The organism is Ideonella sp. (assembly GCF_035254525.1).
Taxonomy (GTDB): domain Bacteria; phylum Pseudomonadota; class Gammaproteobacteria; order Burkholderiales; family Burkholderiaceae_C; genus Ideonella.
Genome location: NZ_DATFAN010000135.1, coordinates 39,961 through 51,650 on the forward strand (window position 1 = coordinate 39,961; position 11,690 = coordinate 51,650).

The window sequence follows — 11,690 nt, forward strand, 5'->3', positions numbered from 1 at the left end:
CGTGAAAAGCGCCCGTGTTCCCCGCGGGGGCTGTCGAAATGATGACCGCGGTCAAGAAGAACTGAACAGGGCCCGGTGGACATTCGCGCCACTCTCGGCACGAAAGGACACCTCATGAAGAAGGGCCTGGCAGTCTTGTCGCTCATCCTCGCCCTTGCGCCGCCGGCGCATGCGCAGGACATCGTGATCGGCCAGTCGGTGGCCTTGAGTGGTACCAACGCGGACATCGGCCGCGACATGCGCGACGGGGCGCTCGCGGTGTTTGCCCGCGTCAATGCGAGCAAGTCCCTGGGCAGCCGGCGCCTGAAGCTGGTCACGCTGGACAACGCCAACAATCGCCAGCGTGCCCTCGAGAACACGCAGCAGCTGCTCGGCGCGCAGGGCGCGCTGGCGCTGTTCGGCTACAACTCGGCGACGAACAGCATCGATTCACTGCCGCTCGCTGCGCGCTACAACGTGCTGTTCTTCGCGCCGTTCAGCGGCTCGCTCGCGTTGCGCAGCCACCCCAACGTGTTCACGATTCGCGCGTCGTACAAGGAAGAGGCGCTCAAGATCATCGATGCCAAGCGCAGCGTCGGCGCCGACAGGGCCGTCGTTCTTTACTACGACGACGAGGTGGGCCGCAGCAACTTCGACGCGGTCGTTGCTGCGCATGCCGAGGTGGGCCTGGCCAGGCCGCCGGGCGTGGCGATCAAGCGCGGCGCGGCGCTCGACACCGCCGCGTTGGATGCCGTGCTGAAGAGCCCGGCCCACTACGTGCTGGCCACCACCCAGTTCGGGGCGGTGCGCGATCTCCTCAAGGCAGCGGGCGACAAGGGTGTCCCGCTGTCGGTCGCGGCGCTGTCGTTCGTCAACCCGGACGAACTGGCCGAATCCGCCGGCGGCCTGGCGCGCGGCACGATGGTGTCGCAGGTGATCCCGTCGCCGCGGCCTTCCAATCAGGTCTCGGTCCCGCTGATTCGCGAATGCGCCGAGGCCTTGAACGCGCTCAACGGTGCCAAGCTCAACTACACCTCGCTCGAGTCGTGCATTGCAGCCACGGCGCTGGTCACGGCGATCAGGAAGGCCGGCCCGAACCCCACGCGCGAGAGCATCCTGCATGCCATGGATGCGGTCGACAGACTCGATCTCGGCGGCTATTCGCTGCAGTTCTCGCCGACCCGCCACCAGGGCAGCAACTGGGTCGAGCTGACCATGTTGTCGCGAGGCAATCGGTTCGTGCAGTGACCTCGCCCGGTCGCCGTGAGGCGCCCTACTTCACCTGCAAGCGGTTGAGGTACTCGAGCAGCGCCAGGATGCGCGCACGGGTGTAGGCCTCGGGGTCGTAGGGCATGTCCATGTAGTGCTCGGCCGCCTGGATCTTGTAGTCCCGGCCCCAGATCGGCATGTCGCGCGAGCCGTGCGACGGCACGTTCTGCCCGTCGATCACGTCGTACAGGCGCGCCATCGGGAACACGCCGCCGTTCGCCTTGGCCAGCAGGGTCAAGTCCGGCGGGCTCTTGCGCAGCATCTCGACCAAGGGGCCGTTGCCCTTGGCGTTCATGCCGTGGCAACTCGCGCAATTGCCCTCGAACTCGCGCTTGCCAAAATCACTGGCCGGCTTGGACTGAGCCAGTACCGACGGCGCAACACACAAGGCCAATGCCGCAGCGATGGCCATCGATGTCCAGTTCGCTCTCATGGGCGCCTCCAGAGTTGGTCTTCGGGATGACGATGCAAGCCTGCGCGCCTGACCGCCGCCATCCATTGAGCCAGCGCAAACCGGCATCGGCCGGCCGGGCCGCGGCTCAACCGATCCGCAGCGGGATCGTCACCGGCCCGTCGTTGACCAGATGCACCTGCATGTCGGCGCCGAATTCGCCGGCGGCGACCTGCGGGTGCAGCGCCCGTGCCCGCGCGAGCAGCCGCTCGTACAGCGCGCGACCCTGTTCGGCCGGCGCGGCGCCGGTGAAGCTCGGCCGGTTGCCGCCCGAGGTGTCGGCGGCCAGCGTGAACTGCGAGACGACCAGCAGGCCGCCGGGGGTGCCGGCCCCGTCGAGATCCTGCACGCTGCGGTTCATCTTGCCGGCCTCGTCGCTGAAGATGCGCAGCTTCAGGATCTTGGCGATGAAGCGCTCGACCTGCGCCTCGCCGTCGGCCGGCTCCGCGCAGGCCAGCACCAGCAGTCCGGGCCCGATCGCGCCGACGGTGCGGCCCGCGATCTCGACCCTGGCCTCACGCACGCGCTGGACGAGGCCGATCAACGGTCTCCCCTCACAGCAGGTCCTTCGCGTCGTCGAAATGTGCCTCGACGTCCATCGGCAGCAACTGGATGCTCGCGCGCAGGCCCGGCACCGCGCTCATCAGCGCCTGCTCGACATCGGTACGCAGCGCGGCCGCCCGCTGCAGCGTCCAGCCGGCCGGCATGTGCATGTGCAGGTCGATGAAGCGGCGGGCGCCGGCGCGGCGCGTGACAAGGTGATCGAAGCGGATGCTGGTCGGGTGGGTGAAGCCGGCCAGCACCTCGTCGATGGCCGCGCGGTGCTCGTCTTCCAGCGCGCGGTCCATCAACCCGTCGGCCGAGCGCCAGACCAGCGAGATGCCTTCACGCACGATGTTCACCGCGACCGCGATGGCCGCCAGCGGGTCCAGCCACTGCCAGCCGGTGAGGCTGACGGCGACGAGGCCGACGACGACGCCGGCCGAAGTCCACACATCGGTGAACAGGTGTCGTGCATCGGCCTCGAGCGCCATCGAGTGGTGCAGTCGCGCGGTGCGCAGCATGCCCCAGGCCAGCCCGCCGTTCATGGCCGAACTGACGATCGACAGGCCGAGGCCCAGGCCCAGCGCCTGCAGCGGCTGCGGGTGCAACCAGCGCTCGACCGCGGCCCAGACGATGCCCAGCGCCGCCGCGATGATCAGCACGCCTTCGAAGCCGCTGGAGAAGTATTCGGCCTTGTGATGGCCGTACGGGTGGTCGTCGTCGGGCGGCTGGGCGGCGATGGTGACCATCGCCAGCGCAAACATCGCGCCGGCCAGGTTGACCAGCGATTCCATCGCATCCGACAGCAGGCTGACCGAGTCGGTCAGCCACCACGCGCCGGTCTTCAGGACGATGGTCGCCACCGCGGTGGCGACAGACAATTTCAAGTAGGAGCTGACCTGCATGTCGAAATTGTCGCCGGCCGAGCTTAAGGTCTTCCCGTGCCGAACGGGCGCGCGAAGCGCCGCCCATTCAAGTGGCGTGCGCGGATCCGGCTTCGCCGGTCCGCTGCGCGAGCCCCCCTGGGGGCAGCCCCCGGAAGGGGGCGTGGGGGCTCCAACCAGGGGGTCAACGCCCTGCGATGCCGATCAGCTCGACGTCGAAATTGAGTGTCGCGTTCGGCGGGATCACGCCGCCGGCGCCCTTGGTGCCGTAGGCGATCGACGGCGGGCAGGTCAGCCGGGCCTTGCCGCCGACCTTCATCTTCTGCACGCCCTCCGTCCAGCAGGCGATCACGCGGTTGAGCGGGAACTCGGCCGGCTGGCCGCGGGTGTAGGAGCTGTCGAACTCCGTGCCGTTCGGGAAGGTGCCGCGGTAGTGCACCTTGACCACGTCGGTCGAGCTCGGGGTCGGGCCGCTGCCGTCGCGCAGGGAGCGGTACACCAGGCCGCTCGGCCAGGTCTCGCTGCCGTCGGCGGCCTTGGCCGGGCTGGCCGCCGAGGCGGCACTGCTGACCGGCTCGATCTGGGCATGGGCGGCGAGCCCGGCGAGCGCAAGCAAGGAAACAAGCAAACCTGTGAGACGGATTCGGTTCATCGGGATCTCCGCGAACGTGGATAGACGGCCGGCGTACGGCCCTAACTCAGCGTGACGCGCGCGAATTTGCGCTTGCCCACCTGGACGACGAATGTACCGGCTGGCAGTTTCAGCCCCTTGTCAGAAACCACCCCGCCGTCGACCCGCACCCCGCCTTGCTCGACCATGCGCAGGCCTTCGCTGGTGCTGGGCACCAGGTTGGCAGCCTTGAGCAGGGCACCGACGGGCATGGGCGCCCCGGTGAGCGAGACCTCGGCGATCTCGTCCGGGATGCCGCCGCGGGCGCGGTTCTGGAAGTCGAGCTCGGCCGCATCGGCCGCCGCGACACTGTGAAAGCGCGTGGTGATCTCCTTGGCGAGCATCACCTTGGCGTCCTTCGGGTTGCGGCCGGCGGCCACCTCGGCCTTGAGCGCGGCGATCTCGCCCTCGGAGCGGGACGACAGCAGGGTATACCACTTCCACATCTGTTCGTCGCTGATCGACAGGATCTTGGCGAACATCGTGTTCGCCGGCTCGGTGATGCCGACGTAGTTGTTCTTCGACTTCGACATCTTCTCGATGCCGTCCAGCCCCTCGAGCAGCGGCATGGTCAGGATGCATTGCGGCTCCTGGCCGTACTCGCCCTGCAGCGCGCGGCCGACCAGCAGGTTGAACTTCTGGTCGGTGCCGCCGAGCTCGAGGTCGCTCTTCAGCGCGACCGAGTCGTAGCCCTGCATCAGCGGGTACAGCAACTCGTGCACCGAGATCGGCGTGCCGGCCTGGAAGCGCTTGGTGAAATCGTCGCGTTCCAGCATGCGGGCGACGGTGTACTTCGCGGCCAGCTCGATCATGCCGCGTGCGCCCAGCGCATCGCACCACTCGCTGTTGTAGCGGATCTCGGTCTTCGCGGGGTCGAGCACCAGGCTGGCCTGGGCGTAGTAGGTCTGCGCGTTGGCCTCGATCTGCTCGCGCGTGAGCGGCGGGCGCGTCGTGTTGCGGCCCGACGGGTCGCCGATCAGCGAGGTGAAATCGCCGATCAGGAAGATCACGCGGTGCCCCAGGTCCTGCAGCTGGCGCAGCTTGTTGAGCACCACCGTGTGGCCGAGGTGGATGTCGGGCGCGGTCGGGTCCAGGCCGAGCTTGATGCGCAGCGGCTGGCCGCTGGCCTCGGCGCGCTGCAGCTTCCTGACCCAGTCGGCCTCGGGCAGCAGCTCGCTGCAGCCCCGCAGGCTGACGGCCAGCGCGTGCTGGACGGTATCGCTCAGGGTGCCGGGCGCGGCAGCGGTCACGGATTCGGACATACGGAGGTCACAAAATGCAAACAGGGGATGGTGCTTGTAGCTGCGTTGCTATACTCGCGCGCACGCCTGGAACGGGCTCCGGCTCCCATGAGGGCCGCCCCGGGCCGGCATTGCCCCAAGGCCATCGCGATGGTGGCTACAAGCGGCGAATTCTACGGGTCGGCCCCCGCCCAGGGCGCTTCGGCTCTTGAACCTGGATCTCTGCGGTGCCGGCTCCCCGGCGCGAGAGTGCCTTGTCGTCGACCCTGGGGCGGGTTGTGCTGTACCGATCGAACCGATGACCGAGCCATCCCGCCCGAGCCTGCCGACTACCCTGATCTCCGTGGCGCGCGCTGCGCGCGACGCCGCCCACGCCCACCGGCACGGCCTGGCCACCGGCCTGGCGGTCGTGATGACCGGTTTCGCCGTCACCGCCTTCGGTATCGCGCCGCTGGCACCCGATGCGGCCGAGCTGCCCCGTCGCCAGATCGTCGAGGCGATCGAGCCGCAGGGCCTGGCCAGCCAGATCGAGGCCCTGGCCGAGCAGGGCCTGCAACTGCGCCGCAGCGAGAACACGCGCGCCAGCGACACGGCCGACACGCTGCTGCACCGCCTCGGGGTGATCGACGCCGAAGCCGCCCAGTTCCTGCGCACCGACCGCAACGGCCAGCGCGTGCTGTCGGGCCGCCCGGGCAAGATGGTGTCGGCCGAGCTCGACGACGAAGGGCGGCTGCAGTCGCTGGTCGCGCGCTATCCGGCCGACGACGACGGCGCGGCCTCGAACCTGCCTTCGCGCTTCACCCGGCTGACGATCTCGCGCAGCGCGCACGGCGGCTTCACGACCACGCTCGAGACCGCGCCGCTCGAGGCCAGCGCCCGGCTGGCCGGCGGGACGATCCGCAGCTCGCTGTTCGCCGCCACCGACGAGGCCGGCATTCCCGACGCGATCGCGGTGCAGATGGCCGAGATCTTCTCGGCCGACATTGATTTCCACCGCGAGCTGCGCAAGGGCGACGGCTTCTCGATCGTCTACGAGGCCCTGACGGCCGACGGCGAGCCGATCACCTGGAGCCAGGGCAGCGGCCGCGTGCTGGCCGCCGAGTTCGTCAACGACGGCCGCACCTACCAGGCCGTCTGGTTCGGCGGCCAGGGCGGCAAGGGCGGCTACTACGATTTCAAGGGCGAGAGCAAGCGCCGCGCCTTCCTCGCCAGCCCGATGGAGTTCTCGCGCGTGACCTCGGGCTTCTCGATGCGTTTCCACCCGATCCTCCAGACCTGGCGCGCGCACCTGGGCACCGACTACGGCGCGCCGACCGGCACGCCGGTGCGCGCGGTGGGCGACGGCGTCGTCGAGTTCGCCGGCTGGCAGAACGGCTACGGCAACGTCGTGCAGATCCAGCACGCCGGCGGCCGCAGCACGCTGTACGGCCACCTGTCGCGCATCAACGTCAACCGTGGCCAGCGTGTCGAGCAGGGGCAGAACGTCGGTGCCGTCGGTTCGACGGGGTGGGCCACCGGCCCGCACCTGCATTTCGAGTTCAAGGTCAATGGCCAGCACCAGGATCCGTTGAAGATCGCCAAGGCGGCCGAGACGGTGGTGCTGGACGCGGCGCAGCGGCCGCGCTTCGCACAGGTCGCCGCGGCGCTGAAGACCCAGTTGCTCGCCGCCGACGAGTTGCAGGGCGTGGCCGGCCGGGCCGAATAGGCCGACCGGGCCCTCGGCCCTCGGCCCGCGACAATGCGCCGATGAGTTGCTTCATCGGCTTGATGTCCGGCACCTCGCTGGACGGCGTGGACGGTGTGCTCGCGCGGTTTCCCGACGACCCGGCGCAGCACTCGATCCGGGTCCTGGCGCATGCGCACCGGCCGTTCGCGCAGACCCTGCGCGGCGAGCTGCTCGAACTGAACCACGCCGGCGACAACGAGCTGCACCGCGCCGCGCTGGCCGCGAACCAGCTCGCCCGCGTGCAGGCCGAGGTCGTGCAGGCCTTGCTGTCCGCCAGTGGCCAGGCCGCCGGCGACGTGGCCGCGATCGGCTCGCACGGCCAGACGCTGCGCCACCGCCCGGGTGAGTTCGACGGCACCGGCTACACGATCCAGATCAACCAGCCTGCGCTGCTGGCCGAGGCGACCGGCATCTGCGTGATCGCCGACTTCCGTTCGCGCGACGTGGCGGCCGGCGGGCAGGGCGCACCGCTGGTGCCGGCCTTCCATGCCCAGGTCTTCAGCCTGCCCGACGCCGCCCGCGCGGTGCTGAACCTCGGCGGCATCGGCAACCTGACGCTGCTGCCGCCGGCCGGCGATGCGGCCGGCATGGTGCGCGGCTTCGATTGCGGCCCGGGCAACGCGCTGCTGGACCATTGGGTGCAGCGCCACCAGGGCCGGCCCTTCGACGATGATGGCCGCTGGGCCGCCGGCGGCCATGTGCTGCCCGCCCTGCTGGGCGCGCTGCTGTCGGAGCCGTTTCTCGCCCGCCGGCCGCCGAAGAGCACCGGCCGCGACCTGTTCAATGCCGGCTGGCTGGCGGGGCGCCTGGCGGGCTTCGAACAGGCGGCGCCGCAGGATGTGCAGGCCACGCTGGCCGAGTTCACCGCCCGCGCCGCGGCCGAGGCACTGCGCCGCGAGGCCACCGGCATCACCGACCTGCGCGTGTGCGGCGGCGGTGCGCTGAACGCGCACCTGATGGCACGCCTGGCGGCCCTGCTGCCGGGGATCGGCGTGGGCTCCACGGCCGACGCGGGCCTACCGCCGCTGCAGGTGGAGGCGGCCGCATTCGCCTGGCTGGCGCGCGCCTGCCTGCTCGGGCAGCCGGGCAACCGGCCCGAAGCGACCGGCGCCCGCGGCCCGCGCGTGCTGGGGGCCGTTTACCCGGCCTGAGGCCTTGGCTGCGTGCGCGGGCAGGGTGGCACGCCGCCTGCTTGCAGCCAGCGCAGCCCGCCGCCGAAGCATTCGGAAACGCGAGGGCCTTTCGCCCGCGGCAGTATCGGGCCATCTCCACCTCGGGCCGCGGCCGTACGCACGGCTCGAACCGAATACGAGGGGCCGCCATGCATCCATCCACCGCCTTCATCCCACCCCGCCCGCCGCGAACGGGCTGGCCCCGCTCGGTCTGGGTCGTCATCACCCTGATGTGCGCGACGATCGCCGCACTCGGCGCCGCGCTGGTCTGGCGCGGCCCGGACAGTGCGCCGCAGGAGCCCGCGCTGCCCCTGGCGCTCGCTGCAGGGGGCGCGGCCGAACAGCCGATGCCGGCCACCGCGACGACCGGCGCACCACCGCCGCAGGACGCCGCCGCAGGCCCGAAGCCGCTGCCCGTCGCCGGCCCGGCACCGGTGCAGCGCGGCGCACCAGCGGGCCGCGGCACGCCCACGAACGATGCGGCCGCGTCGCCCCGGACGGGCATGCAGCCCGTCGCGGTGTCGGTTTGCAACAGTTGCGGGGTCGTCGAGGCGGTCGAGCCGGTGCAACGCCAGGGCAAGGCCACCGGCGTCGGGGCCGTGGCCGGCGGCGTCGTCGGCGGCGCCATCGGCAACCGCATGGGCGCCGGCAGCGGCAAGACCGCGCTGACGGTGCTCGGCGCCATCGGCGGCGGCTTCTCCGGCAACGCGATCGAGAAGCACGCCAGGGCCGAGACGGTCTACCGCGTGAAGGTGCGGATGGAAGACGGCTCGCTGCGCATGCTGACGCGGCCGCAATCGGTGGCCGTGGGCAGCCACGTGACCGTCAACGGCGAGACGCTGAAGGTGACCTCGCCGCCGCCTGCTGCCGGCAGCCGCCCGGCCTGAGCCGGCTTCAGCGCACGAAGCGGCCGGCTTCGGTGACCTGCACCAGCTCGACGAACCTCGAGCCGCTCAGGTCGCCATCGGCGAAGTCGACGTTCATGCCCGCCAGGCGCGTGCGCGTGGCGCGCACGGCGGCGTGGATGCGTGACGGGCTGAGGTCGCCCGCGCGGTGCAGGATGTTGACGAACAAGGTGCCGTTCAGGTAGCCCTCGAAGCCGATGTAGTTCGGCGCCGCCTGCCGGGCGGCGCACAGCCGCCGGTACTCCTGCGCCGTCACGTCGACCTCGGACCAGGGGTAGGGCACGGCCTGGGCCACGACCAGCCCGCGCGCCTTCGACCCGATGATGGCGGCGACGCCGTCGCCGGCGACGATGGACATGCCGTAGAAGCTCGGCCGGTGGCCGGTCTGCAGCACCGCATCCATCAGCGCGGCGGCCAGCGGCGCGCTCAGGAACATGATGATGGCCTGGGCATCCAGCGCGGCCAGCGTGCGGGCGACCGCACCGGCGTTGGCGCCATCGTTGGCCACGGCGCCGGCCCCGCGCAGCTTGACCTGCTTGGCGTCGAGCAGCCGGGTGACCGATTGCAGCACCTCGTCGCCGCCCGGGTTGGCCAGATGGGCCACGGCAATCCGGTCGATGCCCAGCGTGAGCAGGTGCTGCACCAACACCTCGGCTTCGCGGCCGTAGCTGGCGCGCAGGAAGTAGGCGGCGCCCTTGGCCTTCTCGCGGGCACCGTCGCCGACGGCGTAGCCGCCGAAGCTGGGCAGCCCGCTCTCGCGCAGCACGCCGGCCGCCGCGGCGGTCGTGCCCGAGCCCACGCAGCCGAGGAAGGCGCTGACGCGGTGCTGCCCGATCAGGGCCTTGTAGTTGGCGATCGCCTTGTCGGGCTTGAGCTCGTCGTCCAGCGAGATGAGCTTCAGGGCCTGGCCGTTGATGCCGCCGGCCGCATTGGCCTGGTCGAGCGCCAGTTGCAGCCCCTGGTTCAGCGCCGTGATCGCCTTGCCCAGCGGGCCGCTGAGCACTGCGCTTTGGCCCAGCAGCAGTTCGCCGCGGGCCTGCGCGCGCGTGGGCGCCTGGGTGCCCAGCGCGATGGCGCCCAGGCCTGCTTGCAGCAGGCGGCGCCGTTGAATGTCGTTTGCCATGTCGTCTCCTGGCGCCGAGTCTAGGCGAGGAGATGAGCTGATTGGCTGTTCAGCCGCGGGGCGCGCGCACCATTCGGTCAACTCTTGCGCACGCGCAGCAGTTCGTCGAGCACCAGGCAGACGGCACCCAGCGTGATCGCGCTGTCGGCCAGGTTGAACGACGGGAACGCGCGCCCGGCCCAGTGCAGCTGGATGAAATCGACCACGTAGCCATGCAGCAGGCGGTCGATCACGTTGCCGACCGCGCCGCCGAGGATCAGCGAGATCGCGAAGCAGAACAGGCTCTGCGTCGGGTGCTTCTTCAGCATCCAGACGATCACCCCCGATGCCAGTGCACCCAGGCCGACGAAGAACCAGCGCTGCCAGCCCGACTCACCGGCCAGGAAGCTGAACGCCGCGCCGGTGTTGTGCACGCGGACCACGTTGAAGAACGAGGTCACGCTGCGGCTCTCGCCGTAGCTGAAGTCGCCGAGGATCAGCGTCTTGGCGAACTGGTCGAGCAGGATCACGACGAGCGCGAGCCCGAGCCAGATCCACAGGCTCGCGCCGCCGGCGGCGGAATACTGGCGGGCCGCCATCAGGCCACCTTACGGGTTTCGCCCGCACCGCTCAGGTTGCTGACGCAGCGCCCGCAGATCGTGGGGTGGGCCGCATCGGCACCGACATCGTCGCGGTAGTGCCAGCAGCGCTCGCACTTGGGCGCGGTGCTGGGCGTGACCACCACCGACAGCGTCGCGCCCTCGACCACCTTCACCGCCGAGGTGATGGTCACGAAGCGCAGGTCGTCGCCCAGCGAGCGCAGCAGCGCTGCGTCCTGCGCCGGGGCGGTGATGGTCAGCGTGGCCTGCAGCGAGGCGCCGACCGCGCCGGTCGTGCGCACGGTCTCGATCTCCTTGTTCGCCAGGTCGCGGATCTCGTGGATGCGCGCCCACTTGGCCAGCAGCGCCGCGTCGGGCGTCGGCAGCGGCCAGTAGGTTTCGGTGAAGATGGTCTGCACCGAGCCCGTGCCGTGCGCGAACACCTTCCACGCCTCCTCGGCCGTGAAGCTCAGGAACGGCGCCATCCAGCGCAGCATCGCCTGCGTGATGTGCCACAGCGCGGTCTGGGCGCTGCGGCGCGCGAGGCTCTTCGGCGCGGTCGTGTACAGGCGGTCCTTCAGCACGTCGAGGTAGAACGCGCCGAGGTCCTCCGAGCAGTAGACCTGCAGCTTGGCCACCACCGGGTGGAACTCGTAGGCGGTGTAGTGCTTGAGGATCTCGGCCTGCAGCTCGCTGGCACGTGCCAGCGAGTAGCGGTCGATCTCGAGCATCTCGTCGCCCGGCACCGCATCCTTCGCCGGGTCGAAATCGCTCACGTTGGCGAGCAGGAAACGCAGCGTGTTGCGAATGCGGCGGTAGGCGTCCACCACGCGGGCGAGGATCTTGTCGTCGCCGGCGATGTCGCCCGAGTAGTCGCTCGCGGCGACCCACAGCCGGATGATCTCGGCGCCGAGCTTCTTGCTGGTCTCCTGCGGATCGACGCCGTTGCCCAGCGACTTGCTCATCTTGCGGCCCTGCGCATCGACCGTGAAGCCGTGCGTGAGCAGCCCGCGATACGGCGCCCGGCCGTACATCGCGCAGGCGGTGAGCAGCGATGAGTGGAACCAGCCGCGGTGCTGGTCATGGCCTTCGAGGTACAGGTCCGCCTCGGGGCCGGTCTCGTGGCCGGCGCCGGCATGGGACTTCTTG

Annotated in this window: 12 protein-coding genes; 4 read left to right on the forward strand and 8 right to left on the reverse strand. The window is 70.4% G+C overall.

Features of this window, described 5'->3' with window-relative positions:
• The first annotated feature begins 114 nt into the window (after window positions 1-114).
• Complete coding sequence (locus tag VJ693_RS13370; protein ID WP_324154836.1) at window positions 115-1,227, forward strand: ABC transporter substrate-binding protein; 1,113 nt, start codon at window positions 115-117, stop codon at window positions 1,225-1,227.
• 25 nt (window positions 1,228-1,252) lie between these two features.
• On the opposite strand, the gene VJ693_RS13375 is transcribed toward VJ693_RS13370, so the two are convergent.
• From VJ693_RS13375 to tyrS, 5 genes are all read right to left on the reverse strand, one after another.
• Window positions 1,253-1,681: a c-type cytochrome gene (locus tag VJ693_RS13375; RefSeq protein WP_324154838.1), complete on the reverse strand. Its 429-nt coding sequence runs from the start codon at window positions 1,679-1,681 to the stop codon at window positions 1,253-1,255.
• A gap of 106 nt (window positions 1,682-1,787) precedes the next feature.
• Window positions 1,788-2,243, reverse strand: a complete 456-nt coding sequence (dtd, locus tag VJ693_RS13380) for a D-aminoacyl-tRNA deacylase (RefSeq protein WP_324154840.1) — start codon at window positions 2,241-2,243, stop codon at window positions 1,788-1,790.
• A 10-nt stretch (window positions 2,244-2,253) separates the two neighbouring features.
• On the reverse strand, window positions 2,254-3,147 hold the full coding sequence (locus tag VJ693_RS13385) for a cation diffusion facilitator family transporter (protein WP_324154842.1): 894 nt from the start codon (window positions 3,145-3,147) through the stop codon (window positions 2,254-2,256).
• Window positions 3,148-3,310: 163 nt separating this feature from the next.
• Window positions 3,311-3,778 carry an FKBP-type peptidyl-prolyl cis-trans isomerase gene (locus VJ693_RS13390; protein ID WP_324154844.1) on the reverse strand — a complete coding sequence of 156 codons (468 nt, stop codon included), beginning with the start codon at window positions 3,776-3,778 and terminating at the stop codon, window positions 3,311-3,313.
• Window positions 3,779-3,819: 41 nt separating this feature from the next.
• Window positions 3,820-5,058, reverse strand: coding sequence for a tyrosine--tRNA ligase (gene tyrS / locus VJ693_RS13395; RefSeq protein WP_324154846.1), 1,239 nt, complete (start codon window positions 5,056-5,058; stop codon window positions 3,820-3,822).
• A 277-nt stretch (window positions 5,059-5,335) separates the two neighbouring features.
• Here tyrS and VJ693_RS13400 point away from each other — a divergent pair, with 277 nt between their 5' ends.
• The 3 genes from VJ693_RS13400 to VJ693_RS13410 all read left to right on the forward strand — a co-directional run bounded on the left by VJ693_RS13400 (window position 5,336) and on the right by VJ693_RS13410 (window position 8,822).
• Window positions 5,336-6,742, forward strand: coding sequence for a M23 family metallopeptidase (locus VJ693_RS13400; protein WP_324154848.1), 1,407 nt, complete (start codon window positions 5,336-5,338; stop codon window positions 6,740-6,742).
• A gap of 41 nt (window positions 6,743-6,783) precedes the next feature.
• Window positions 6,784-7,914, forward strand: coding sequence for an anhydro-N-acetylmuramic acid kinase (locus VJ693_RS13405; protein ID WP_324154850.1), 1,131 nt, complete (start codon window positions 6,784-6,786; stop codon window positions 7,912-7,914).
• Between the two features lie 170 nt (window positions 7,915-8,084).
• Entirely contained in the window at window positions 8,085-8,822 is a 738-nt protein-coding gene (locus tag VJ693_RS13410; protein WP_324154852.1) for a glycine zipper 2TM domain-containing protein, read from the forward strand.
• Window positions 8,823-8,829: 7 nt separating this feature from the next.
• Here VJ693_RS13410 and VJ693_RS13415 read toward each other — a convergent pair whose 3' ends face one another.
• From VJ693_RS13415 to VJ693_RS13425, 3 genes are all read right to left on the reverse strand, one after another.
• Window positions 8,830-9,963, reverse strand: a complete 1,134-nt coding sequence (locus VJ693_RS13415; protein WP_324154853.1) for an ABC transporter substrate-binding protein — start codon at window positions 9,961-9,963, stop codon at window positions 8,830-8,832.
• A gap of 77 nt (window positions 9,964-10,040) precedes the next feature.
• Complete coding sequence (lspA, locus tag VJ693_RS13420) at window positions 10,041-10,541, reverse strand: signal peptidase II (protein WP_324154855.1); 501 nt, start codon at window positions 10,539-10,541, stop codon at window positions 10,041-10,043.
• Window positions 10,541-11,690 (reverse strand): class I tRNA ligase family protein (locus VJ693_RS13425; RefSeq protein WP_324154857.1); only part of this gene is annotated, 1,150 nt, incomplete at its 5' end. The genes lspA and VJ693_RS13425, both read right to left, overlap by 1 nt.